This is a genomic window from Polymorphobacter fuscus, from assembly GCF_011927825.1.
In the GTDB taxonomy this organism is placed as follows: Bacteria; Pseudomonadota; Alphaproteobacteria; order Sphingomonadales; family Sphingomonadaceae; genus Sandarakinorhabdus; species Sandarakinorhabdus fusca.
The window spans coordinates 2267185-2292076 of sequence record NZ_JAATJI010000001.1 but is presented as its reverse complement, the minus strand read 5'-3'; the positions used below and the strand labels follow the sequence as shown (position 1 = coordinate 2292076).

23 protein-coding genes are annotated in these 24892 nt (G+C 67.8%); 9 read left to right on the top strand and 14 right to left on the bottom strand.

What is annotated here, in order from left to right; genetic code table 11:
* Nucleotides 1-25: 25 nt before the first annotated feature.
* A complete protein-coding gene (locus GGQ62_RS10905; RefSeq protein ID WP_152577297.1) occupies nt 26-367 on the bottom strand; it encodes a hypothetical protein in 342 nt (113 codons plus the stop codon).
* A gap of 84 nt (nt 368-451) precedes the next feature.
* Here GGQ62_RS10905 and GGQ62_RS10900 point away from each other — a divergent pair, with 84 nt between their 5' ends.
* The 5 genes from GGQ62_RS10900 to GGQ62_RS10880 all read left to right on the top strand — a co-directional run bounded on the left by GGQ62_RS10900 (nt 452) and on the right by GGQ62_RS10880 (nt 6496).
* Nucleotides 452-1771 carry a flavin-containing monooxygenase gene (locus GGQ62_RS10900; protein WP_152577298.1) on the top strand — a complete coding sequence of 440 codons (1320 nt, stop codon included), beginning with the start codon at nt 452-454 and terminating at the stop codon, nt 1769-1771.
* 175 nt (nt 1772-1946) lie between these two features.
* The gene (locus GGQ62_RS10895; RefSeq protein WP_167649585.1) at nt 1947-3305 is read left to right on the top strand and encodes a TolC family protein; all 1359 of its coding nucleotides are present in this window, start codon (nt 1947-1949) and stop codon (nt 3303-3305) included.
* 9 nt (nt 3306-3314) lie between these two features.
* On the top strand, nt 3315-4511 hold the full coding sequence (locus GGQ62_RS10890; RefSeq protein ID WP_152577300.1) for an efflux RND transporter periplasmic adaptor subunit: 1197 nt from the start codon (nt 3315-3317) through the stop codon (nt 4509-4511).
* Nucleotides 4508-5233: an ABC transporter ATP-binding protein gene (locus GGQ62_RS10885; protein ID WP_152577301.1), complete on the top strand. Its 726-nt coding sequence runs from the start codon at nt 4508-4510 to the stop codon at nt 5231-5233. Before GGQ62_RS10890 ends, GGQ62_RS10885 begins: the two co-directional genes overlap by 4 nt.
* A gap of 45 nt (nt 5234-5278) precedes the next feature.
* Nucleotides 5279-6496, top strand: a complete 1218-nt coding sequence (locus GGQ62_RS10880) for an ABC transporter permease (RefSeq protein ID WP_152577302.1) — start codon at nt 5279-5281, stop codon at nt 6494-6496.
* On the opposite strand, the gene GGQ62_RS10875 is transcribed toward GGQ62_RS10880, so the two are convergent.
* Nucleotides 6468-7826, bottom strand: a complete 1359-nt coding sequence (locus GGQ62_RS10875) for an MATE family efflux transporter (RefSeq protein ID WP_243446629.1) — start codon at nt 7824-7826, stop codon at nt 6468-6470. The two genes, GGQ62_RS10880 and GGQ62_RS10875, sit on opposite strands and share 29 nt — an antisense overlap.
* A 192-nt stretch (nt 7827-8018) precedes the next feature.
* On the opposite strand from GGQ62_RS10875, the gene GGQ62_RS10870 reads away from it, so the two are divergent.
* Together GGQ62_RS10870 and GGQ62_RS10865 are read left to right on the top strand one after the other, a co-directional pair.
* Nucleotides 8019-9119, top strand: coding sequence for an NADH:flavin oxidoreductase (locus GGQ62_RS10870; protein ID WP_152577303.1), 1101 nt, complete (start codon nt 8019-8021; stop codon nt 9117-9119).
* A gap of 44 nt (nt 9120-9163) precedes the next feature.
* Entirely contained in the window at nt 9164-9844 is a 681-nt protein-coding gene (locus GGQ62_RS10865; RefSeq protein WP_152577304.1) for an NUDIX hydrolase, read from the top strand.
* Nucleotides 9845-9875: 31 nt separating this feature from the next.
* Here the strand turns inward: GGQ62_RS10865 and GGQ62_RS10860 are convergent, their stop codons facing one another.
* From GGQ62_RS10860 to GGQ62_RS10825, 8 genes are all read right to left on the bottom strand, one after another.
* Nucleotides 9876-10625 carry a phosphoadenylyl-sulfate reductase gene (locus GGQ62_RS10860; protein WP_152577305.1) on the bottom strand — a complete coding sequence of 250 codons (750 nt, stop codon included), beginning with the start codon at nt 10623-10625 and terminating at the stop codon, nt 9876-9878.
* A complete protein-coding gene (locus tag GGQ62_RS10855) occupies nt 10618-11109 on the bottom strand; it encodes a DUF934 domain-containing protein (RefSeq protein WP_152577306.1) in 492 nt (163 codons plus the stop codon). Before GGQ62_RS10855 ends, GGQ62_RS10860 begins: the two co-directional genes overlap by 8 nt.
* Nucleotides 11102-12742, bottom strand: a complete 1641-nt coding sequence (locus GGQ62_RS10850) for a nitrite/sulfite reductase (protein ID WP_152577307.1) — start codon at nt 12740-12742, stop codon at nt 11102-11104. The genes GGQ62_RS10855 and GGQ62_RS10850 overlap by 8 nt, the downstream gene beginning before the upstream one ends.
* Complete coding sequence (locus GGQ62_RS10845; protein WP_152577308.1) at nt 12742-13029, bottom strand: DUF2849 domain-containing protein; 288 nt, start codon at nt 13027-13029, stop codon at nt 12742-12744. The genes GGQ62_RS10850 and GGQ62_RS10845 overlap by 1 nt, the downstream gene beginning before the upstream one ends.
* Entirely contained in the window at nt 13014-13805 is a 792-nt protein-coding gene (gene cobA, locus GGQ62_RS10840; protein WP_152577309.1) for a uroporphyrinogen-III C-methyltransferase, read from the bottom strand. The genes GGQ62_RS10845 and cobA overlap by 16 nt, the downstream gene beginning before the upstream one ends.
* A 160-nt stretch (nt 13806-13965) precedes the next feature.
* Nucleotides 13966-16635, bottom strand: a complete 2670-nt coding sequence (locus GGQ62_RS10835) for an Rne/Rng family ribonuclease (RefSeq protein WP_167649584.1) — start codon at nt 16633-16635, stop codon at nt 13966-13968.
* Between the two features lie 468 nt (nt 16636-17103).
* Nucleotides 17104-17499 (bottom strand): RidA family protein, encoded by a 396-nt coding sequence (locus GGQ62_RS10830; protein ID WP_152577310.1) that lies wholly within the window; start codon nt 17497-17499, stop codon nt 17104-17106.
* Between the two features lie 16 nt (nt 17500-17515).
* Nucleotides 17516-18490, bottom strand: a complete 975-nt coding sequence (locus GGQ62_RS10825) for a D-alanyl-D-alanine carboxypeptidase family protein (RefSeq protein WP_243446078.1) — start codon at nt 18488-18490, stop codon at nt 17516-17518.
* Nucleotides 18491-18653: 163 nt separating this feature from the next.
* Between GGQ62_RS10825 and GGQ62_RS10820 the strand changes: the two genes are divergently transcribed.
* A complete protein-coding gene (locus tag GGQ62_RS10820; protein WP_152577311.1) occupies nt 18654-20222 on the top strand; it encodes a peptide chain release factor 3 in 1569 nt (522 codons plus the stop codon).
* On the top strand, nt 20219-22213 hold the full coding sequence (locus GGQ62_RS10815; protein ID WP_152577312.1) for a transglycosylase domain-containing protein: 1995 nt from the start codon (nt 20219-20221) through the stop codon (nt 22211-22213). The genes GGQ62_RS10820 and GGQ62_RS10815 overlap by 4 nt, the downstream gene beginning before the upstream one ends.
* 13 nt (nt 22214-22226) lie before the next feature.
* Here the strand turns inward: GGQ62_RS10815 and GGQ62_RS10810 are convergent, their stop codons facing one another.
* From GGQ62_RS10810 to GGQ62_RS10795, 4 genes are all read right to left on the bottom strand, one after another.
* The gene (locus tag GGQ62_RS10810) at nt 22227-22658 is read right to left on the bottom strand and encodes a hypothetical protein (RefSeq protein ID WP_167649583.1); all 432 of its coding nucleotides are present in this window, start codon (nt 22656-22658) and stop codon (nt 22227-22229) included.
* Nucleotides 22659-23012: a DUF6152 family protein gene (locus GGQ62_RS10805; protein ID WP_152577313.1), complete on the bottom strand. Its 354-nt coding sequence runs from the start codon at nt 23010-23012 to the stop codon at nt 22659-22661.
* Between the two features lie 93 nt (nt 23013-23105).
* Nucleotides 23106-24476 carry a M56 family metallopeptidase gene (locus GGQ62_RS10800; RefSeq protein WP_152577314.1) on the bottom strand — a complete coding sequence of 457 codons (1371 nt, stop codon included), beginning with the start codon at nt 24474-24476 and terminating at the stop codon, nt 23106-23108.
* Complete coding sequence (locus tag GGQ62_RS10795; protein WP_152577315.1) at nt 24473-24841, bottom strand: BlaI/MecI/CopY family transcriptional regulator; 369 nt, start codon at nt 24839-24841, stop codon at nt 24473-24475. Before GGQ62_RS10795 ends, GGQ62_RS10800 begins: the two co-directional genes overlap by 4 nt.
* Nucleotides 24842-24892 lie beyond the last annotated feature (51 nt).

Here is a 24892-nt window from a genome sequence, read left to right as displayed (position 1 = left end):
TCGCCGGCGAAAGGGCCAGCGCAGCTTAGCCGGGTTGGGCGAGCGGCGCTGCGATATCATGCGCCAGTTCGAGCCGCCGGATGACCGCCGCCACCGGAGTTCCGGCCGGCACGACCAGGATCTGCCCCGGGTTGGCGCTGCCAACCACCGCCACCGCGCCCTTGGGACACAGCTTGAGGCACTTGGTTTCCACGATCCGCAGCCGCGCCCGTTTGGGCTTGGGCAGCCGCAGCGCCGCCGCCAGCGCCTTGCCGAGCGATGTGCCGCCGCCGGGGCCAAAGCCGCCCCCGAGTTTCTTGCCGCATTTGCCGCAGATGGCGACAAGGCCGACGGCAGGGGTGGGGACGCTCTTGATCGGCTTGTGCATGGCAATTCCTCGGACGGGTGCGCGCAACAACGCCCTGCCATCTGTGCGGGTTTCGCGGCACCATCGTCGCGCTACATTTGCGCGATGACAACCGCCCAGAAAATTGCCCTCATCGGAGCCGGCTGTTCCGGCTTCACCACCGCCAAGCGGCTGCGCGATGCGGGGCTGGCATTCGACTGGTTCGAAGCATCGGACCGGATCGGCGGCAACTGGGCCTATGCCAACCCCAATGGCATGAGCTCGGCCTATCAGTCGCTCCACATCGACACGTCGAAGACCCGGTTGCAGTTCGAAGAGTTCCCCGTTCCCGCGGACTGGCCCGATTTCCCCCACCACAGCCTGATCGCGGCCTATTTCAACGCCTATGTCGATCATTTCGGCCTGCGCGACCTGGTCCGGTTCGACACCCCGGTCACGGCGGTGCGCCGCGGCGGCGCCGGCTGGGACGTCACCACCCCGGGCGGCACCGCAACCTACAGCCATGTCGTCGTCGCCAACGGCCACCATTGGTCGCCCAACCGCCCGACCTGGCCGGGGACGTTCGACGGCACGATCCTCCACGCCCATGACTACAAGACACCGTTCGCGCCGGTCGACATGATCGGCAAGCGCGTGCTCGTCGTCGGCATGGGCAACAGCGCCGTCGATATCGCGTCGGAACTCGGCCAGCGGGCGCTGACGGCCAGGCTGTGGGTGTCGACGCGCCGCGGTGTCTGGGTGCTGCCCAAGTCGCTCAACGGCAAGCCGGTCGACAAGACGCCGCTGCCGGCGTGGATGCCGCTGGGCCTTGTTCGAAAGCTGGCGGCGCGCACCATCATCAAGGCGGTCGGCCGCATGGAGGATTATGGCCTGCCGACCCCCGACCACAAGCCGCTGGAAGCGCACCCCACCGTCAGCGGCGAATTCCTGACCCGCATGTCGAACGGCGATATCGCCATCAAGCCCGCCATCGACCGGTTCGACGGCGCCGAGGTGGTGTTCAGCGACGGCAGCCGCGAAACGATCGACGTCATCGTTACCGCCACCGGCTACAATATCGACTTCCCTTTTCTGGCCCCTGACGACGCGCCGGTCACCGACAACCATATCCCGCTGTTCAAGCGCATGGTGCAGGCAGAGCCAGCGCTGCATGGCCTGTGGTTCATGGGCCTGGCCCAGGCGCTGCCGACCCTTGTCAACCTTGCCGAACAACAGTCGAAGCTGCTCGTTGCCTATCTGACCGGCCGCTATGCCCTGCCCGATCCGGCGACGATGGCGAAGGCCATCGCCGATGACGAGGCGCGCTACCAGGGCCATTATTATGCCAGCCGGCGGCACACGATGCAGGTGAATTTCGAACCCTATGTCGCCGACCTGGTCCGCGAGACGGCCGCCGGTGCGCGGCGCCTGCCCCGGGCCGCCTAGCCGCGGATCGTGCCGCCGGCACGACCTCGACCGGGATGACAATCATCTCACCAAATGGTCGCGGGTGAAATGACGCCTCGCCGCGTAACGTCTGCATGCGCTAAAGGCCTGTCCGAACCTCATGATTGTCCGTTTCGCTCTCGCGGCGCTGCTCCTTGCGTCTTCGGCATCGGCCGTGCCGACGCATGATGACCCGCGCGGAATCATCCCTGCGGCGCCGCCGCCGCTGTCTGCCCGCCAGGCGGCGTGCGGCGAGGTGCCGACACGCGCGCTGACGCTGCCCGACCTTGTCGATATCGCGCTGTGCCGCAACCCGCAGACCGCAGTGTCCTGGGCCGGCGTGCGGGGTGCGGCAGCGCAGATCGGCATCGCCCGGTCGGCGCAACTGCCCTCCGCAAGCCTCAGCATCGGCCCGACGCTGAGCAGCAGCAAGAGTTTCCAGGACACCGGCTTCATCGATGCCAATGGCAATGTCGTCGGCGGCAGCAGCGTGCTGACCCAGGTCAACAGCTCGGCGCGGCTGGCCGTCAATTACCTGATCTTCGATGGCGGCGGCCGGCGGGCCGCGATCGACGCCGCCACCGCGCAGCAGCGCGCCGCCTTCGCCAACTATGCCGATGCGGCGCAGGGTGTCGTCCTCAACGTCGTCACCGCCTACAACAATCTGGAGGCCAATCGCGCCATCGAGGCGGCCAATGTCGCCAACCTGACCTTCGCCCGCCAGTCGCGCGATCTCGCCACCGGGCGCAAGGCCGCCGGCGTCGCCACCGGTGCCGACCAGTTGCAGGCCGAAACCGCCTTTGCCCAGGCCGAACTGACGCTGATCCAGACCCGCGGCGCCATCGCCACATCGGCGGCACAGCTCGCCGTCGCCATCGGCCTGCCGCCCACCCGGACGCTCGACCTCGCGCCGACCGCGCCGCTGGCATCGGGCGACGTGCTGCGGGCCGGCGCCGAAGCGCTGATCGCCGATGCCGAGCGGCTGCGGCCCGACATCATCGCCGCGCGCGCCAATGTCGATGCCGCCGCCGCCAATGTGCGCAACGCGCAATCCGCCGGCCGCCCCAGCCTGTCGGTACAAGCATCGAACGGCCTGTCCGCCATCGACACGACGATCGACCGCAACGTCGCGTCGGCGGGGCTGGCCTTGTCCGTGCCGCTGTTTTCGGGCTGGAACACCCGCTACAATATCGCGGCGGCGCGGGCCCAGCTGGAACAGCAGCAGGCGCTGGCCGAACAGACGCGGCAACAGGCGGGGCTGTCGGTCTATTCGAACTTCGTCGCGCTCGACAACGCCTTCAGCAGCCTGGCCACGGCGCGGGTGCTGGTGCGCAGCGCCACCCTGTCCGCCGACCTGGCACAGGGCCGCTATCGCGCCGGCGTCGGCACCTTCGCCGACCTGCTCAACGCCCAAAGCGCGCTCGCCAGCGCCCGCCAGCAGCTTGTCCAGGCTGAATATAATGTCCGCACCAACAACGCCCAGCTCGCCCGCGCCATCGGCAGCATCGGGGAGGCCATCGATGTCGAACGGTGAGTGCACATCATGAAGCGCCGCAGCTGGATCATCCTCGCCCTCGTCGTTGCAGCCGTTGCAGCGTTCGTCCTGTGGAAGCGCTTCAACCCGCCGCCGGTGGTCGATCCGTACAAGACCGCGGTCGTCGAACGCGGCGACCTGACCGAGGAGATCACCGCCAACGGCATCATCAACCCGGTGCGTGTCGTCAGCGTCGGCACCCAGGTGTCGGGAACGGTGCAGGCGCTCTATGCCGATTTCAACGACCGGGTGAAGGCCGGGCAGCTGCTGCTGCGGCTCGATCCGGCGCTGTTCAATTCGCGGCTGCAGGCGAGCGAGGCGGCGCTGACCAACATCCGCGCCACCGCGCAGCTGCAATCCGCCAACGCCGCGCGGGCGGCACAGCTGGTCAAGCAGGATTTCATCAGCCGCCAGGATTATGAAACCGCGCTGGCGTCGGCGCGCAGCACGGCAGCGCAGGTGGCGCAGGCCGAAGCGCAGATCCGCCAGGACCGCGCCAATCTGGAGTTCAGCGTCATCCGATCGCCCGTCGCCGGGGTCGTCATCAGCCGCCAGATCGATATCGGCCAGACAGTGGCGGCGTCGTTCAACACGCCGACGCTGTTCCAGATCGCCCGCGACCTGACGCAGATGCAGATCGAGGCCGCCGTCGCCGAAGCCGATGTCGCCAAGGTCAAGCCCGGCCAGCGCGTCGATTTCACCGTCGATGCCTATGGCGCCCGGCAGTTCACCGGCACCGTCGACCAGATCCGGCTGAATCCGACGACCCAGCAGAATGTGGTCACCTACACCGTCATCGTCAAGGCGGCGAACCCCGATGGCGCGCTGTTGCCGGGGATGACCGCCAACGCCAATTTCATCGTGTCGGACCGCAAGAACGTCCTGCTCGTCCCCAATGCGGCGCTCAGCTTCAAGCCCGAAGGCTACAAGCCCGTCCGCACCGCCGGCCGGGCCCGCCCGCAAGCCGATCTGGTGACCCTGTTCGTCCTCGCCAATGGCCAGCCCGAAGCGCGGCGGGTGCGCGCCGGGGCGTCCGATGCGGACAACAGCGAGATCCTGTCCGGACCGCTGAAGGTCGGCGATGTCGTCGTCACCGGCTCCAACATCGGCGCCAAACCGGCCGGCGGCCTGTTTTCCGGCCCGCCGGGCGGCCGCCGGGAAAGCCCGAACAGCGGCGGCAACGGCAAGGCGCCGGCGGCGCGATGACGGCGCTCCTCGCCCTCGACACGGTCGTCAAGGACTATGCCTCGGAGGCCGGGACCTTCCGCGCCCTCCACGGCATCAGCCTGGCGGTCGCCAAGGGCGAGTTCATGGCGATCATGGGACCGTCGGGGTCGGGCAAGTCGACATTGATGAACATCATCGGCTGCCTCGATACGCCGACCGAAGGCACCTATCGCTTCGAAGGCACCGACACCGCCACCTTGTCGGAAGCCGCGTTGGCGAAGCTGCGCAACGCCGGCATCGGCTTTGTCTTCCAGCAGTTCAACCTGCTGCCACGGCTGTCGGCACTCGCCAATGTCGCGCTGCCGATGGTCTATTCGGGCGTGTCGAAGGCCGACCGCGAGGCGCGCGCCCTGACTTTGCTGGCCAGCGTCGGCATCGGCGACAAGCCCAATTCGCGCCCCAGCCAGCTTTCGGGCGGGCAGCAGCAGCGCGTCGCCGTGGCGCGCAGCCTTGCCAACAACCCCGAATTGCTGCTCGCCGATGAACCGACCGGCGCGCTCGACACGAAGACCGGCGTCGAGGTGCTGGCGCTGTTCCGCGCTCTCAACGAGGACAAGGGGGTGACGGTGGTGATCGTCACCCATGACCCGGAAGTCGCGCGCGCCACCAACCGCGTCGTCCGCATCCAGGACGGGCTGATCTTCTACGACGGCCCGCCGACCGAAGCGGCGCTGTATGGGCATGCGGAGCCAGTCTCATGAGCCAGGCGCACCTCTCACCTCCCCCCGCCGGGGGGAGGTAGTCACATGATCACCACCATGCTCGCCGAGGCGTGGAGCGCGCTGATCGCCAACCGGTTGCGATCGTCGCTGACCATGCTCGGCATGATCATCGGGGTGGCAGCGGTCATCCTCATGCTCGCCATCGGCGGCGGGGTGCAGAAACAGGTCGCCGATTCGATCTCCGGCCTCGGCTCCAACATGCTGATCGTCACCGCCGGCGCCGGGCGGCAGGGCGGCATTTTCGGTGGGGCCGGGACCGGCGCGACTCTGCGCATCGAGGATGCCGATGGCATCGCCCGGCTCGACAATGTCCTTGCCGCCGCGCCATCGACCAGCGTTCCGGCGCAGGCCGTCGCCGGCCCGGCCAATTGGGCGACCAATGTCACGGGATCGGTTCCGGCCTATTTCCAGGTCAATGACTGGACGGTCGGCGATGGACGCATCTTCACCGATCGCGAGGAACGCGCCGGTGCCCGCGTCGCCGTGCTCGGGCAAACGGTGGCCGACAAATTGTTCGGCGCCAATGATCCGATGGGCCAGATGGTGCGGGTGAAGGGCATCAGCTTCACCGTCATCGGCATATTGGAAAAACGCGGACAGGGGTTCGGCGGGCAGGACCGCGACGATGTCATCGTTGTGCCGCTGACGTCGGCGCTGCGGCTGTTGCAGGGCAATTTCTTCCGCCGTTCGATCCGAACCATTTCGGTCAGCGTCGCTTCGGCCGATGCGCTCGACAGCGTCACCGACGACATTACCGCGCTGCTGCGCCGCACCCACCGGCTGCGTCCCGCCGACCCCGACGACTTCCAAGTGGCGAACCTGACCGCGATCACCGACACGCTGACCACGACGACGCGGGCGATCTCGCTGCTGCTCGCCGCGATCGGGTCGATCAGCCTGGTCGTCGGCGGCATCGGCATCATGAACATCATGCTGGTCAGCGTCACCGAACGCACCCGCGAAATCGGCATCCGCATGGCGATCGGCGCCAGCCGCGCGGCCGTCCGCCTGCAGTTCCTGCTGGAAGCACTGATGTTGTCGCTGATCGGCTGCGGCATCGGCGTCGCCGTCGGCACCGGGCTCGCCATGCTCGTCGGCGGCGTCATCGGCTTCGAAACCCAGGTGACGCTGTTCGCCGTGACAGTGGCGTTCGCGGTATCGGCGTCGATCGGCATCTTCTTCGGCTGGTGGCCGGCGACGCGCGCGGCGAAGCTCAGCCCGATCGAGGCGCTGCGAAGCTAGGCTGCGTCAGCAACAGGAACCGCCCCCACAGCAGCGTCGCCGACATCAGCGACGCAATGATGATCGACCAGACCAGGCCGTTGACCCCCAGCCCCATCGCCACGCCAAAGCCCCAGCCGAGCGGCATCATCACCAGCAGATAGCTGGCAAAATGGGTGAAGGTCGGCACCCAGACGTCCGATTGCGCCCGCAACGCCTGGGCGCCGACCACCTGCAGGCCATCGGCGATGAAGAACAGGCACGACAGCAGCAACGCCGCCGCTGTCATCGCCTGCACTGCCGGGTCATGGGTATAGGCCTGCGCGATCAGGTCGTTGCCCAGCGCCACGCCGATGCAGATGGCCAGCGTCAGCAGCGTCGTCAGGGTGAAGCCGCGCCGCGCCGCCGTGCGCACGCCGGCGGGGTCGCCGGCGCCATGGGCGCGGCCCACCAGCACGCCGGTCGCCGTCGCCAGCCCCAGCGGCACCATGAAGATCAGCGCGGCGACATTCAGCACCGTCGCCCAGCTTGCCACCGCATTGGCGCTGATCCAGCCGGCGAAGATCGACATGCTGGCAAAGGCCAGGGTTTCGGTGAAATAGCTCAGCGAGGCGCCATAGCCGATGCGCCGCATCGCGGCCGCCGCCGGCTTGTCGACCGGCGCCGGCGCGAACACCCCCAGCCGCCGCGCCTGCGACCAGCCGAGAATCAGCACCGCGATCATGGCGAGAAACGCCAGCCGCGACACGAACGTCGCCCAGCCGCTGGCCGCGGCGCCCGACACGGCAAAACCGCTGTCCCCCGGCACCAGCCACAGGTTGAGGACGAGGTTGACGACATTCGATGCCCAGATCGCCACCATGCCGGGAACGGCGCGGCCGTGCGCTTCCAGCCAGAACATGCCGGCATCGCCGATCAGGATCGGGATCAGCGACAGTGACAGGATCTGCAGCACCGGCGTCGCGCCGTCGGCAAGGCCGTCCGCGAGCCCGATATTGTGCATCACCGGGCCACCGAGGAAGAACAGCAGCGCTGCTGCCGCCACGGCAATCCACAGCGCATAGCCCATCCCGCGGCGCAGAATGGCGCCGGTATCGGCGGCGCGGCCATCGCCGATCGCCTGCGATGTCATCACCTGGATGCCCGACAGCAACCCGATCGACGTCGTCAGCACCACCGCCGTCGGCGCCCAGCCGAGCGCCTGATAGCCCAGTTCCGTCGCCGAATGCCGCCCGACGACCACGGCATCGACCAGCCCCATCGCCATGATGCCGAGGCGCGACAGCACCACCGGCCCGGCCAGCCGCAACAGCGGGCCATAGCCGGGCGGGACCGATCCGTCGTCGCGCACGGGGGTGGACAGGCTGGAAATGAAAATGGACTTTCGGCAAGATTGCGGGCGGCGCGCTTTACCCCTTGCCCCGCCATCCCACAACCGGCCTGCCGCTTTTGCCAGCCCCCAAGAAAATCTGCGCCGTCGCTGCCTTGCCGCGGCGACAGGCCCGCCCTAGGTCCGGAACAAGCCAATTTCCGGAGCCTGCACATGCCCAATTCCCTGTTTCGCCCGTTCACGCTGAAGGGCCTGACGCTGCCCAACCGCATCGTCATGGCACCGATGACGCGCAGCTTTTCGCCCGATGGCATTCCGGGTGACGATGTCGCGGCCTATTACCGCCGCCGTGCCGAAGGCGGAGTTGGCCTGATCGTCACCGAAGGCACCGGAATCGAGCGCACCGGCTCGACCAACGACCCCAATGTGCCGAATTTCTTCGGCGCCGCGCTGCCCGGCTGGGGCAAGGTCGTCACCGAAACCCATGCCGGCCATGGCCTGATCGCGCCGCAGCTGTGGCATGTCGGCGCCGCGATCAACCACGCCAACAAGACGCCGCCCGAGCAGGAATCGCCCTCCGGCCTGTTCAAGCCCGGCAAGCCCTGGGGCAAGGCGATGGCCGACAGCGACGTTGCCGACGCCATCGCCGCCTTCGCCCGCGCCGCCGGCGATGCCAAGCGCCTCGGCTTCGACGCCGTCGAGCTGCACGGCGCCCATGGCTATCTCATCGACCAGTTCTTCTGGACCGGCACCAACGCCCGCGACGACCGCTACAACGGCCCGACGATCGCCGAGCGCGCCCGCTTCGCCGCCGACATATTGGCCGCCGTGCGCGCCGAAGTCGGCCCCGATTTCCCGGTCATCATCCGAATTTCGCAGTGGAAGCAGCAGGATTACGGCTTCAAGGTCGCCACCAACCCCGCCGAGCTGACCGAGTGGCTGACGCCGCTGGTCGATGCCGGCGCCGACATCCTCCACTGCTCGCAGCGGCGCTTCTGGGAACCCGAATTCCCCGAGATCGACGGCGACGAGGGCCTCAACTTTGCCGGCTGGGCCAAGAAGATCACAGGCGTGCCGACGATCACCGTCGGCAGCGTCGGCCTGTCGGGCGAATTCATCGCCGGCTTCGGCGGCGAGGCGTCGCAGCCCGCCAGCATCGACAATCTGCTCGAACGCCTCGACCGCGAGGAGTTCGACCTGGTCGGCGTCGGCCGCGCGCTGATCGTCGATCCCGACTGGGCCTTGAAGGTTCGCGATGGCCGGATGGACGAGCTGAAGGACTTCGACCGATCGGCGCTGGCGACGCTGGTCTAAAAGGCGAGGGGACGCGGCAGGAGTTCGCGCATAGGCTCGTCGCGATGATCGACGACCTGCCCGACCGCGCCCTGCCGCACATCCGCCCGCGCGATGCGGCAACGCTGCTCGTCATCCGCCGCGACGGGCCGCGGCCGCGGGTGCTGATGGGGCGGCGCGTCGGTGGCCATGCCTTCATGCCCGACAAATGGGTGTTCCCCGGCGGCCGCATCCACCCGGCCGATTTCCGGGTAAAGGCAGCGTCCGACCTCGCCCCCGGTGTCGCCGATGCGCTGTCGCGCACCTGCGCCATGCCGCGCGCCCGCGCCCTTGCCGCCACCGCCATCCGCGAAACCTTCGAAGAAACCGGACTGATCGTGGGGCAGAAAGGCCGTGCCGCGACCCGCAGCCCGGAATGGCGCGACTTTCTCGCCACCGGCCATTTGCCCGACCTGGCGCCGCTGCGCTTCGTCGCCCGTGCCATCACCCCACCGGCACGCACCCGGCGTTTCGATGCCCGCTTCTTCACCGTCGATGCCGAGCATCTGGCCAGCGTCGATCCCGGCGCCGGTAGCGGCGAACTCGATGAAATCGCCTGGTTCGACTGGGACGCGGCGGCGGCACTCGACCTGCCATCGATCACCCGCGCCATCCTTGCCGAAGTCGCGGCACGGGACGAGGAGCCGGACCGGCCGATCCCCTATCACCGCTTCGACAACGGCAAGCATCGGTTGTTGTCGGTCTGAGAATCGGAGTCCGGCGCCCAAGCCCCGGTCGTCAGAACACCGGGTCGTGAATCCCGCATTCGGTCTTGTCCCACCCGCGCCAGCGCCCGGCACGGGGGTCTTCGCCCGGCTGCACCTGCGATGTGCACGGCACGCAGCCGACGCTGGGATAGCCCTGCGCCTCCAGCGGGTGGCGCGGCAGCTTGCGGGCGGTGAACGCCGCGTCGATGGCGTCGCGGGTCCAGTCGGCTAGCGGGTTGACCTTCAACCGACCCTCATCGAGCTCGAAGCGCGGCAGCGCGGCGCGGGTCTTGCCCTGGAAACCCTTGCGCCCCGAAATCCATGCGTCGAACGGTGCCAGCGCCCGGCGCAACGGCTCCACCTTTCTGAGGTCGCAGCAGCCATCGGGGTCATAGCTCCAGCGCAGGCTCGTCGCATCCTTGGCCGCGAGCAGCCGGGGGTCAGGGCGATAGACGCGCAGGTCAGTGAACCCCAGTTGCTCGGCGAGCGTATCGCGATAGGCGAGGGTTTCGCCGAAGATCTTCTGCGTGTTGACGAAGATCACGGGCACGTCCTTGTCGACGGCGGCGACCATGTCGAGCAGCACTGCCGATTCGCTGCCGAACGACGATACGGCAGCCACCCGCCCGCGCAATTCCCCGGCGAGCAGGTCGGCGAGCATGGCTTCGGTGGCGACGCCGGCATATTTCGCCGTCAACCGTGCCACATCGGGCAGGGTGAAGGGCGGCGCCGTGTCGATGGCGTCGACCTGGCGTGCCGGTGCGGCCGCCGTGCTAGCCATGCCGCAGCGCCCAGACCGGCGGTTTGCCGTCGGACGACTTCATATAGACATAGGGGTAGCGATCGAGCGTCGCCTGGACGACCTTGAGGTTGAGCGGCACATCGGGCGCGAAACTGTCGAAGCCGACCCGCCGCATGAAGCCGATCTGGTCGACGAGCACATCGCCGGCAGCGCGGATTTCCCCGGTAAAGCCTTCCTCGCGCAGGATGCGCGCCGAGGAATAGCCGCGGCCATCGCGGAACTTGGGGAACGCGACCTCGACCAGCTTCAGCCGGTCGAAATGCGGGTGGAGGGCGCGGACGTCATCGCCGGGCTCGATCCGCACGGCGGCGAAATTGCCGCCGGCGAGGAAATCGGCAAGCGGTGCGATCGGGCTGTCGAAGGGCGCATCGTCGCGAAAGCGCAGCCGTGCCGGACGGTCGTCGAGCGCCGGCGACGGCGCCCCGGCGACCGCCTGCTGGTCCTGATTGTCGAAATTATCCATAAACGGCTTCCTTGAACGGCGCCGGCCCGAGGCGGCGATAGGTATCGAGAAAGCGCTCGTCGGGAGCGCTGCGCGCCGTGCGGTAGAAGGCGATCAACTTGTCGACCGCGGCGACGATGCCGTTTTCGTCAAAGCCCGGCCCCAGGATCTTGGCCAGCGACGCGTCCTCGGCGCCGGAGCCGCCGAGCAGCAGCTGATAGGCTTCCTCGCCCTTTTTATCGACGCCCAGAATGCCGATGTGGCCGGCATGATGGTGACCGCAGCCGTTGATGCAGCCCGAAATCTTGATCTTCAGCTCGCCGATGTCGCGCTGATCGGCGGTGTCGTTCTCGAACTTGGCGGCAATGGTCTGGGCGATCGGGATCGAGCGGGCATTGGCGAGGGTGCAATAGTCCATGCCGGGGCAGACGATGATGTCGGTGACCAGATCGAGGTTCGGCGTCGCGAGGTCAGCGGCCTCCAACGCCTGCCACACGGCGTAGAGATCGGCCTTGCGGACATGCGCGAGCACCAGATTCTGGCTGTGCGTCACCCGGATCTCGTCATGGGCATAGCGTTCGGCCAGGTCGGCGACGACATCCATCTGCGCCGACGACGCATCGCCCGGAATGCCGCGCTTCGGCTTCAGGCTGATCGTCACGATGGCATGGCCCGGCTGCTTGTGGGCGTGGACGTTCTGCTGGACCCAGACAGCAAAATCGGGGTCCGACAGATCGAGCGTGTCGGGCGCCGACGGGTCGTACGCGGGCTCGGCGAACTGCGCGATGATCCGGTCATATTCGGCTTGCGGCGCATCGAGCCCGAGCGGTGCCAGCTCGGCCCATTCGGCTTCGACCTGGCGGCGGAATTCGTCGATGCCAAGCTCGGTCACCAGGATCTTGATGCGCGCCTTGTAGATATTGTCGCGCCGGCCATAGCGGTTGTAGACGCGCAAAATCGCTTCCGAATAGCTGAGGAACTGTCCGACCGCGATGAAGTCGCGGACCACCTGGCCGATGATCGGCGTGCGCCCCATGCCGCCGCCGACATAGACGCGGAACCCAAGCGCCCCGGCATCGTCGCGGCGCAGCTGCAGCCCGATATCGTGGAGCTGGATCGCGGCACGGTCGGTGTCGCTGGCGATGACGGCGATCTTGAACTTGCGCGGCAGGAAGGAAAATTCGGGATGCAGCGTCGACCATTGGCGCAACAGCTCGGCATAGGGCCGCGGGTCGGCGACTTCATCGGCGGCGGCACCGGCGAACTGGTCCGAACTGATGTTGCGGATGCAGTTGCCGCTGGTCTGGAAAGCGTGCATTTCGACCTTCGACAGGTCGTCGAGCAGGTCGGAAAACTGCTCCAGCTTGATCCAGTTGTACTGGATGTTCTGGCGCGTGGTGAAATGGCCGTAGTCACGGTCGTATTTGCGCGCGATGTGCGCCAGCATCCGCATCTGGGTGCCCGACAAGGTACCATAGGGGATGGCGACGCGCAGCATATAGGCGTGCAACTGGAGGTAGAGCCCGTTCATCAGCCGCAGCGGCTTGAACTGGTCCTCGGTGATCTCGTTGCGCAGCCGGCGGCCGACCTGGTCCTTGAACTCGGCGACGCGGGCATCGACGATGGCCTGGTCATATTGGTCGTAAACGTACATCAGATGGCTTCCACAGAAAGGCTGCCGCGCGCCAGGTCGGCGCGGACGCTGGGGCCGGAGGCGCGAACGCGCTCGCGGGTGGTGGTGGGCATCCAGTTGCCGGCGCTGCCGGTGACGGGAATGAGCACGGGGTCGTTGATGCGTTCCTCGGCGATCAGCCGGGCAAGCAGCGGCTCGCCTTCTGCGCCGATCTCGGCGGCATCGGCGATGCGGGTGCTCCAGTCGGCGCCGTCCCAGTACAGGACATCGCCGGTTTCGAGCCGATTGCCGGTCAGGATATTGGGCATGGCAGGGCCTTCGTGATCTGGGTGAGCGCCGCATCGGCGCCCAGGGTTGCAACATCGCCGACGATGATCAGCGCCGGGGAAATGACAGCTTCGCGTGCCACCAGCCCACCGAGATCGGCAAGGCAGGCGCGCAGCACCCGCATGTCGGCGAGCGTGGCACGTTCGAGAATGGCAACAGGCGTGTCGGGGGCCAGGCCATCGCCGATCAGTTTTTCGGCGATGCGATCAGCACCGGTGACGCCCATGTAGATCACCAGCGTCCGTCCTTTGCCGGCAAGGCCGACCCAATTCTGGTCGGCAAGGCCACGGCATTCGCCGGCGACAAAGGAGACGATCGAGGCATGGTCGCGATGCGTCAGCGGCATCAGCGCCGCTGCCGCGCCGCCCAGCGCCGCCGAGACACCGGGGATGACCTCGACCGCGATGCCGGCGGCGTTGCAGGCACTGACTTCCTCGCCGCCACGACCGAAGATGAATGGGTCGCCGCCCTTCAGCCGCACCACGACATGGCCGGCCTGCGCCTCGCGGACCAGCAACGCACCGATATCGGCTTGCTGCATGGTGTGGCGGTCGCGGCGCTTGGCGACCGACACCAGCCGGGCACCGGCCGGCACCATCGCCATGACATCGGCGCCGACAAGACCATCATGGACGACGACATCGGCGGCGGCGAGCGCGCGCGCGGCGCGCAGCGTCAACAGATCGGCGGCGCCTGGGCCGGCGCCGACCAGGATCACCCGGCCGGTCGCAGCGGCAGATTTGTCGGCAATTGTCATTGCGCGGACTTAGGCCGCTTGGGGCCGGCAGCGCCAGATGCTGCGCTGCAACGCTTTCTTGGCCATGATGAAGTCGAGTTTCCCCATGACGCGATTGGGAATTGGTCGCGGTCGTCCGGCCCCCCGGCCGCTCGGGCCGGGGAGCACAGACCTGTCGGCGTCAACCGAACGTGCGTTGCCACCAGCCCTTGCGCGCCGGGCCGGTCGAGCCCGCGTCCGTAGCATCGGGCGTGGCAGGCTCGGCGGCAGGCGCAGCCTCGGCTGGTGCATCGGGCACCGGCGCTGCGACCGCTTCGGGAGTGGTGGCAGCCTTGGCCCGGCGCTTCGGCTTGACGGGCACCGGGTCCGCCTCGGTTGCCTTGGTCGCCGGCGCTACCTCGGGCGTTGCCGCTTCGGCCTTCGCCTTGCGCGGCGCGCGCTTGGGCTTGGCTTCCGCGACCGGTTCGGGCGCGACGGTGACCGCAGCCGGTGCAGCAGCCGCCTTGGCCTTGGCCGCGGGCTTCGCTGCCGGCGCTGCCGCAGCCGGTGCGGCGCGCGTCTTGCTGGGGCGCTTGCGCGATCCCTTGGCCTTGGGTTCCGCAACGGCGTCAGCCACGTCCTCAGCTGGCTCCGGCGCCGCCGCCGGCTCCTCAGCCTGCGCTTCGGCGACTTCAGCGGCAGCGAGATCGGGCACGCCTTCGACATCGGCCTTGCGACGACGGCTGCGCTTGGGCTTGGGCGCTGCCTCGACGGCGTCAGCGGCGGGGCTTTCGGCCACCGGGACCTCGGCTGCTGCCGCCGGAACGGCGGCTGCGGTCTCGCCGGTTTCGGTCACCGGTGCCCCGTCACGCTTGCCACGACGGCCGCGGCGGCGACGCTTGCGGTCGCTGCGTTCGCGGTTGCCGCGTGCCTCGATTTCGGCCGGGCTTTCGTCGGCCTTCGCCACCACTTCGACGTCATCCTCGACGTCCGCCGGCGCGTCGCCGCCCTCGTCCACCGGAGCATCTGCGGAACCCTCCTCACGGCCGTTGCGGCCGCCGCGGCGACGGCGCTTGTTGCGGCCACCGCGTTCGTTGCGGTCGCCACGTTCGGCGCGTTCGCCCTGCGGACGGTCCTCGCCGGCCTCGTCGTCACCTTCGGCGATGTCGTCGTCGGGGTCATCCTCGATCCGCACCGGCACCGGCAGCGCCCGCATTTCGACCTTCTTGGTCGGCGGCGGACCGCCGGCATCGATGGCAAAGTTCGGCCCGATCAGCGATTCGTCGGGCACGGTGACGATCGTCACCCCGTAAAGTTCTTCCAGCTCGGCGAGCTCGATGCGCTTGCGGTTGAGGATATAAACCGCAACTTCGTCGCCGGCGCGCAGCGTGAAGTCCGATGCGCGGCCGCGCAGGGCCTCGGCCTCCAGCGCGCGAAGGGCAGCGAGGGCAGCGGATGCCACCGACCGGACCATGCCGGTGCCTTCGCACATCGGGCAGATATGGGTGGAGGCTTCCAGAATACCGGTGCGCAGCCGCTGACGGCTCATTTCGAGCAACCCGAACGCCGAAATGCGGCCGATCTGGACGCGCGCCCGGTCATGCCGCAGCGCGTCCTTCATCGCCTTTTCGACGCGGCGGTTGTTGGCGCCGACTTCCATGTCGATGAAATCGATGACCACCAGCCCGGCCATGTCGCGCAGGCGCAACTGCCGGCCGATTTCCTCGGCGGCTTCCAGGTTGGTCTTGGTCGCCGTTTCCTCGATGCCATATTCGCGCGTCGAGCGGCCCGAGTTGATGTCGATCGACACCAGTGCCTCGGTCGGGTTGATGACGATGTAACCGCCGGATTTCAGCTGGACCACCGGCTGGTACATGCCCTCAAGCTGCTGTTCGACGCCGAAACGCTGGAACAGCGGCACATTGTCGGAATATTCGACGACCTTGGGCGTGTGCCCCGGCATCAGCATCGACATGAAGCGCGACGCATCGGCAAAGCCTTCGGGGCCTTCGACCAGCACCTGGTCGATGTCGCGGTGATAGATGTCGCGGATGGCGCGCTTGATCAGGTCCGAATCCTGGTGGATCAGCGCCGGCGCCGAACTTGCCAGCGTCTTTTCACGGATCTCATCCCAAAGCCGCGTCAGATAATCGAAATCGCGGCGGATATCGTCGGACGAGCGCTTCAACCCGGCAGTGCGGACGATGGCACCCATGCCGGTCGGCAGCTTCAGATCGGCCATGATCGCCTTCAACCGCTTGCGATCGGCGATATTGGAAATCTTGCGGCTGATGCCGCCACCATGGGCGGTGTTGGGCATCAGCACGCAATAGCGGCCGGCGAGCGACAGATAGGTGGTCAGCGCCGCGCCCTTTGATCCGCGCTCTTCCTTGACGACCTGGATCAGCAGCACCTGGCGGCGATGGATGACTTCCTGGATCTTGTAGCGGCGGCGCAGCGACTGGCGCTTGCGGCGCAGCGCATCGGTCGGCTCGTCGCTCTGCCCGCCGGTTTCCAGCACTTCGTCGCGGGGCTCGCCATTCTCGTCGAGTTCGTCGTCCTGGTGGTCGTCGTTCTCGGCGGCGAATTCGGCTTCCTCGCGCAGCAGCGCCTCGCGGTCTTCCCGCGGGATCTGATAGTAATCGGGGTGAATTTCGGAAAAGGCGAGGAAGCCGTGACGGTTGCCGCCATATTCGACGAACGCCGCCTGCAGCGAAGGTTCGACGCGAGTGACCTTGGCGAGATAGATATTGCCTTTCAGCTGCTTCCTGTCGGCAGCTTCGAAGTCAAATTCCTCGATTCGTTGTCCGTTGACGACGGCGACCCGGGTCTCCTCCGGGTGGCGGGCGTCGATCAGCATGCGAAGTGACATAAATTTGCTCCATGGCGCCGGGGCCGCGGTCCATCCGGGACTCGCGGCGGCGCATATCGTGTGGTTCGGCGTCGCGCAGCGCGGGCCGATATCGGGTGATGCGAGGGTCAGCGGCAGGATAGCCGGGGCCATTGCGGGCGCCCGGTGCATGGAACGTCGCCACCGGGCCAACCGGAACCGCCGCAAGGCCGGTTCCGCTGAAGCCAAGTGTCGGTGCGTGCATCCTGCCCCTTGAAAATCCAGGCCGAAAACCTGGTGAAATAGCCCGGTCTTTGACCCCGACCGGGGGCGAGATCGAGAGGCCACGTCCGACAAAAATCATCCAGATGGACAACAGGTCGGGGCAGCGTCGAATAGCAGCGGTAAAAGCCGCTGATTTGGTTTGTTAGCAGCGCGTGACGTCTGGAGCAAGACCATGCCAAATAGGCGCACGACCGGCCGCATTGCTTGCAACGCCGATCGGGGCGCTCACGCCGTCGCGGCGCTGTCGACCATCGCCGTCACTTCGATCTCGATCCGCATCGCGGGATCGATCAAGCCCGCCACGACCATTGTCGATGCCGGCGGATGGCTGCCGAAAGTGGCCTGCAACTGTGGCCAGCACGCTTCGAAATCGGCGCGATCGGGGGCATAATATGTGACGCGCACCACATCGGCAAAGGTTGCCCCGCCATGGCGCAGCGCGACTTCGACGATGCGCAGCGCATTGGCGCACTGGCTTTCGACATCGGCCGGAAGTTCGCCACTGTCCATGTCGATCCCGACCGTGCCGGAAACGAAAACGAACGGCGGCTGCGCCACGGCGCGGCAATAGCCGACCCGCGATTCATAGGGTGAACCCGAAAAGATGTTCTGGCGTGCCATCGCGTGCTGCCTCGGGTCAGTTGCGGCGCTGCATCGGACGCGGCTGTGTCCCCATCACCAGCCCTTCGGCAGCGGGATCCTCGCTGGCCAGCCGGTCCATGATGCTGTCGGACAGGTCGTCGGGTTCGGCGAAATTGGCAGCGACGGTGGTGTAGTCACCGCGCGACCGGCGCGTCAGCACCGAAAAACCGGTATCGAGAAGATCGGACACATTGCCGTCGCGCATCATGCGATTCGGGCCGCCCAGCACCACGGCGATCAGGCGCACGCCATCGTGCGCCGCCGACGCCGCCAGGGTGAAGCCGGCAGCATTGGTGAAGCCGGTCTTGATGCCATCGACGCCCGGCAGGGTGCGCAGCAGGTGATTGTGGTTGCCGATCTGCTGGCCTTCATATTCGAAGGCGACTTGCGAAAACATCGGATAGCGTTTCGGAAAATCGCGGATCAGGGCGCGCGACAAGGTGGCGATATCGCGCGCCGTGGTGACATGGCCGCCGTTGGGGAGGCCGGTCGCATTGGCAAAAGTGGTCCGCGACATGCCCAGCCGGCGCGCCTCGCGGGTCATCCGGGCCGAAAATTCCGCCTCGCTGCCCGCGATATGTTCGGCCAGCGCCACGGCAATGTCATTCGCCGACCGCGTCGCGATGACGCCCATCGCCTCGCGCACGGTGATCGTGCTGCCCGGCTTCAGCCCGAGTTTCGATGGCGGCTGGCGGGCGGCGACGCTGGAAATGCGGATGCTGTCGCCTTCACGGATATTGCCGTATTTCAGCTCCTGAAAGGCCACATAAAGGGTCATCACCTTGGTGATTGACGCCGGGAAACGCTGGGCGTCGGCCTGGCGGGCGTACAGCACCTCCCCGGTGTCGCTGTTGATCAGGATGGCGGCGTATTTGGGCACGGCATAAAGGCTGGCGGCTGCGACCGGACCGGGGGCGGCAACCGTCACCAGGCCGGCCACCAGCGCCATCACGGCCCCGAACAGTCTCATGCCCAATTCACGCTCCTTCTGCGGCTCCCGCTGCAACAGCCTATAATGATTATGACTCGATGCGAAGAGGCTTTGTGATTCCGACCATCGCGCCCAAGGTTCCACTTGTCGCACGGATGGCGAGGCGCTAGCCCCGGGGCATGTCCCCGGTTATCCGCTTCCCATGAGCGTGCCCGCTCCGCGCCGCACCTTCGCGATCATTTCGCACCCGGACGCCGGCAAGACGACGCTGACCGAAAAGCTGCTGCTGTTCGGCGGCGCCATCCACATGGCCGGCGAAGTGCGCGCGCGCGGCCAGAACCGCCGCGCCCGGTCAGACTGGATGAAGATCGAACAGGCGCGCGGCATCTCCGTCACCTCGTCGGTGATGACCTTCGAACGCGGCGGCACCGTCTTCAACCTGCTCGACACGCCGGGCCATGAGGATTTTTCCGAAGACACCTATCGCACCCTGACCGCGGTCGATTCCGCCGTCATGGTGATCGACGCGGCGCGCGGTATCGAGGCGCAGACGCGCAAGCTGTTCGAAGTCTGCCGCTTGCGCGACGTGCCGATCCTGACCTTCATCAACAAGGTCGATCGCGAAGGCCGCGACCCGTTCGAACTGCTCGACGAAATTTCGGACATGCTGGCACTGGACGTGGCGCCGCTCAACTGGCCGGCGGGCATGGGCGGCGAGTTCAAGGGCCTGTACGACCTGCGCAGCCACAAATTCCTCAAGCCCGACGGTACCGGCACCAATGCTGCCGGCGCGACGGTGCAGACGACAGGGCTCGACGATCCGCAAATCGACGCGCTGTGCGGCCCCATCGCGCAGCGGCTGCGCGATCAGGCCGAGCTGGCGCTGGGCGGCTATGCGACGCTCGACGCCGATCTCTATCGCAGGGGTGCGCTGACACCGGTGCTGTTCGGATCGGCGCTCAAGGATTTCGGCGTCGAGGCGCTGATCGACGCGCTGGCGGAATTCGCCCCGGCGCCGCGCCCGCAACCGGCGCTTCCCGAAGCGGTCGAACCCACCGACACCCAGGTGTCCGGCTTCGTCTTCAAGGTGCAGGCCAACATGAACCCGCAGCACCGCGATCGCATCGCCTTCCTGCGCATCGCGTCGGGCAAGTTCCGCCGCGGCATGAAACTGCGCCAGGTCGCCACCGGCAAGGCCATCGCCATCAACTCCCCCATCTTCTTCTTCGCGCAAGATCGCGAAATCGCCGACGAGGCGTTTCCGGGGGACATCATCGGCATCCCCAACCATGGCGTGCTGCGCGTCGGCGATTCGCTGGTCGAAAAGGACGATGTCACCTTCACCGGCATTCCCAATTTCGCGCCCGAGATCCTGCGCCGCGTGCGGCTGGGCGACCCGACCAAGTCGAAGCAGCTGCGCACCGCGCTCACCGACATGGCGGAGGAAGGCGTGACGCAGCTGTTCAAGCCGCTGCTCGGCAGCCAATGGGTCGTCGGTGTCGTCGGGCAGTTGCAGCTGGAGGTGCTGATTTCACGGCTAGAGGCCGAATATCGCGTCGCCGCGTCGTTCGAACCCAGCCCCTATGAAACCGCGCGCTGGATCGCCGGCGACCCTGCCGAGCTGAAGCGCTTCATCGACGACAATCGCGGCGCCATGGCCGAAGATCGCGACGGCGCCCCGGTGTTCATGGCGCGCGACAGCTGGGAACTCAACTACGTCACCCAGCGCGAAACCGCGATCCGGTTCAGCGCCACCCGCGAGCGCGCATGACCGAGCCGGCGGACCTGGCAATCGCCGAGGCGGAACCCCGCCGGCCGCTGCGCCGATACCTGCTGCCCGGCCTCGCCATCCTGACCGGCTTCCTGATCGCCCTGGTCATCTGGCTGGTGCTCACCGCCCCGCTCGGCCGGGCGCTGGAACCCGCGACCAAGCCGGCGTTGGTGCTGACCGACAGCGGCGGCCGCCCGATCGCCCGGCGCGGCGACTACAAGGAAGCGCCGGTCGACATTGCCAGGCTGCCGAAATATGTGCCCGGCGCGCTCATCGCCATCGAGGACCGTAGATTCTACAACCATTGGGGAATCGACCCGCGCGGCATCGCCCGGGCGCTGTCGCGCAATATTGCCGCCGGCGGCACCGTGCAGGGCGGATCGACTCTCACCCAGCAACTTGCCAAGACCAGCTTCCTGTCCGCCGACCGCAGCATCGCGCGCAAGCTGCAGGAGGTCATCATCGCCTTCTGGCTCGAAGCACGGCTGAGCAAGGACGAGATCCTCCAGCGCTATCTGTCGAGCGTCTATTTCGGCGACGGTGCCTATGGCATTCGCGCGGCCTCGCGCGTGTATTTCGATACCGAGCCCGAAAATCTGACACTGGGCGAAGCCGCGATGCTGGCGGGGCTGGTCCAGGCACCGTCGCGCCTCGCCCCCAGCCGCCATCTGGAGGACGCGCGGGAACGTGCCGACCTGGTGCTGGCTGCGATGGTCGATACCGGCGCCATCACCCCCGCCCAGGCGCGCCGCGCCCGCCCGGCACGCTACACGCCCGGCCGCCGCGCGCTGCCGACCGGCAGCTATTTCGCCGATTGGGCCTTGCCCCAGGCGCGTGCTGCCTCGCCCGACGCCGATTATGGCGATGTCGCCGTCAGGACGACGCTCGATCGCAACCTGCAGGCCGCGGCCGAGCGCGCCGTGCGCGATACCATCGCCGGCTCGAAAGGCCTCGACCTGACCCAGGCGGCGCTGGTGGCCATGCGCCCCGATGGCAGGGTCGTCGCCATGGTAGGCGGCACCGATTACGTCACGACGCCATTCAACCGCGCCACCCAGGCAATGCGCCAACCCGGATCGTCGTGGAAGCTGTTCGTCTATCTGGCGGCGCTCGACGAAGGCATGCGCCCCGGCGACACGGTCGAGGATTCGCCCGTCCAGATCGATGACTATGCGCCGAAGAACGACGATGGCCGATACCGCGGCAACATCAGCCTGATCACCGCCTTCGCCGCCTCCTCCAACGTCGTCGCCGTCAAGCTGGCCCAGAAAACCGGCACCGCCGCAGTCATTGCCCAGGCCCGCAAGCTCGGCATCACCGCGCCGATCAGCGAATATCCGGCGATGGCGCTCGGCACCTCGCCGGTGACGCTGATCGAAATGACCCAGGCCTATGCGGCGCTGTCGTCGGGCCGGCGACCGGTGACCGCCACCGCACTGCCGCCCACCCGCCGCGGCGTCATCGGCGCCGCCCGCGCTGCCGCCGATGCACTGACGCCCTGGCCGTCCCGCGCGCCGATGCGCGAAATGCTCGCCAGCGTCATCCGCAACGGCACCGGTAACGCCGCCCGGCTGCCGGTGCCGGCCTATGGCAAGACCGGTACCACCCAGAACCACCGCGACGCGCTGTTCATCGGATTTGCCGGCGACCTCGTCGTCGGGGTCTGGGTCGGCAACGACGACAATTCGCCGATGAACGGCGTGGTCGGCGGCGGTGTTCCCGCCAAGCTCTGGCGCCGCTTCATGCTTGCGGCGCTGGCCCAGGACCGGGCCGCCAACACGCCGCGCACCCGGCGACCCGAAGCCGACGCCATCGGCGACATCGTCGACGCGGTGGCGGGACCGGAGGCCGGCGACGCCGCCAGCGCCGTCACGGGTGCGGTTCTCGATGCCCAGGATGCACCACCCGATGCCGGCCGCGACCCTGTGGATGCCGTGCCGGCCGAGCCGCCGCCACCCGAATTCGCGCCGCCGCCACCGCCGCCGCAATAAAGGTCGCCCTGCGTCAGCTATAGGCGATCATTCGCCCGAGCCCGGCGGCGACCAGCCAGGCCGCCAGCGATATGGCCGCCAGCACCCGGCCGCCGACCCGTCGAAACAAGGCGGCATTGGCGAGTGCCAGGCCGATCACCGCCAGCTTCCAGCGAAATACCGTCGAGCCCGCGACCGATTCGGCGTCGGCGGCGAACAACACACTGCCGCTGACTGCCAGCAGCAGCAGCCCGGCGACCCCCAGCGGCGTCAGGGCACGCTGCAGGGCGTCGCGGGGCAGCGCCGGCCAGGCACCGAGCAGCCGCAGGTCGAGGATGCCGATACTGCCGACGAGCAGCACCAGCCCGAGCAGATGGACGATATTGGCGACAGGATAGACCGCGCCGCCGCTGGCCCAGGCGCTGAGACCGCTTGCCTGGAGCCATTCGACAAGCGATGCGATCACCTAGCGCAATTCGACCGACTTGGTGCCGATCGTGACCCGCTCGATGCGCATTTCCGCGGTGCCGTCGCTGCGCGGAAAGCCTTCAAGCGTCACCGCCTTGGCATCCTTGAGCATCGCCTCGGTCAGGCCGCGCGCTTCCATCCGCGCCGTCGGGGCCAGCACCACGGCCCATGGCTTGCCCTGATAGGTGACCTGCGCCGTGCCATGCGGGTTGCCCCAGGTCACGGCGCTGACGGGCGCGGTCACCTTGATCGGCGCCTTGGCGTTGTACGAACTCCAGCCATGATGGGCAAAGGTTGCCGCGGGGATGCCGGCAAGTGCCAATGCGGCGGCGACGAGATGATGTTGGCGCACGGGGGGCCTCCTTTTGCATGACCCCCCGTCACCGCCGATAGTAACCCGGGGAAGGCGGCGTGCAAGCAAAAGCCTGCCCGGGACCGGCCTGCGTCAGGCGCCGGAACGGATCGTTGCCAGCGTCGCTTTCACGTCGCGGATCGAGCGGTCGATGGCGCCCAGCGCGTGGCTGCGTTCCGATTCCGGAAAGACAGGGGTCGCCGGCTGGCTGGCGACCGAGGCGCGCATCGTGGAGAGGCTGGCCAGGCCTTCGGCAAGCGTCGCGTCGATCGGTGCCGGCGCGGCGCTGCCGCACATCACCGTATAGGTGCGAGTGCCGCCGCTGGCGTTTCCGCTGCCGTTCTCGCTGCCCTTGATGACCATGGCAAAGGGCTTGGCGGCCGGCGTCAGGTCACACCCGGCCGGCGCCGTGAAATCGGCCGGCAGGGTCAATCCGCCGGGCGAGGGCGCACCGGGTGCGACGGCGCTGCCGCCGACGATCAGGCTATAGCGGCCGGCGCCATCGGGCTTGACCCCGAGCGTCACCGCCTGGCCGCCGCCGGCCTTGGTCGACGCAGGCGTTGCAGCGGTGGCGGCGAGCGCCGCGCCGCCGGCGAGCACGAGGGCCGCACTGCCGAAGGCGAGCCGGCGGTTCGAAGGCGGGATCATGGCAAGCATCATCAGTCGACCTTTCAGGTTGGAGCGCGGGTTGAGGTTGCACGCGGGGAGGGCGCCGATCCCCGCGGCCTTGGCAAGGACATGGGCATAGGCACGGGCGTCGCGCCGCCGGCCCTCGGGCGTGCTTTGCGCCAGCACCATCGCGTCGGTGGCGAACTCCTGGTCGTCGCGAAAGGCGCGGATCGCCACCCAGGCGACGGGGTTCCACCAATGCGCTGCCAGCACGATGAGCGACAGCCAATTGGCCAGAAGGTCTCCGCGCGCATGGTGCGCGGCTTCATGGGCAATCGCGAGGTCGCGCTCGCCAGGCGTGAAGGCTTCGGCAAAGCGTCGGGGCACGGCGATGAAGCGTCGCACGACACCGAACGCCAGCGGGCCTTCGACAGCGGCGGCGAGAATGCGGATGCCGCCCGACCGGCCGTAGATGGTGGCGCTGGCCTGCAAGCGGCGGCAGTAGCGGGCATGCCGCACGGCATGGATGGCGAACAGCGCGATGGCGCCGGCAAGCCAGACCAGCAGCACGGCCTCGACCGCCATCGGCATGCCTGTGTCGGCGCCGCCGCTGCCGCCATTGCGTGGCCCGGTGAACAGCACCGCCATCGGAGCGGCATCGGCGGCCGACAGCCCCGGCAGCATGCCCGCGGGCAGCGGCGGCAACACCATCCGCAGCGCCGGCAGCAACCAGAGCAGATAGGCCAGGCGCGGACCGACCAGCCGCCGTGCCGGCGCCCGGACCACCAGCACCACCAGCATCAAAACTGTAGAGGCGGCAAGGGCGGAGGCGCCCCAGGCGATGGCCGCGCTCATCCCTTGAGGTCCTTCAGCAGCGCTTCGATCTCGGCGATTTCGTCCGGCCCGAGGGCGTTGCGCTCGGCGAGATGGGCGACCAGCGGCGTCAGCCGGCCGCCGAACAGCCGGTCGATAAGACGGCGCGACTCGCCGGCGACATAATCGGAGCGTTCGATCAGCGGCCGGTAGAGGTAGCGTCGGCCATCGGCCTCGTGCGCGACGGCCTGCTTGGTGACGAGCCGCGCCAGCAAGGTCTTGACGGTGTTGACCGACCAGCCGCGTTCGGGCGGCACCCGGTTGATGACGTCCTGCGCCGTCAGCGGGCTGTCGATCCAGAGCACCGCCATGATGGCAGCTTCGGCTTCGCTGATGCGTTCCATCACCCGTCCATTTCGAATCGACTACAGCTGTAGGTATCACACCTACAGCTGTAG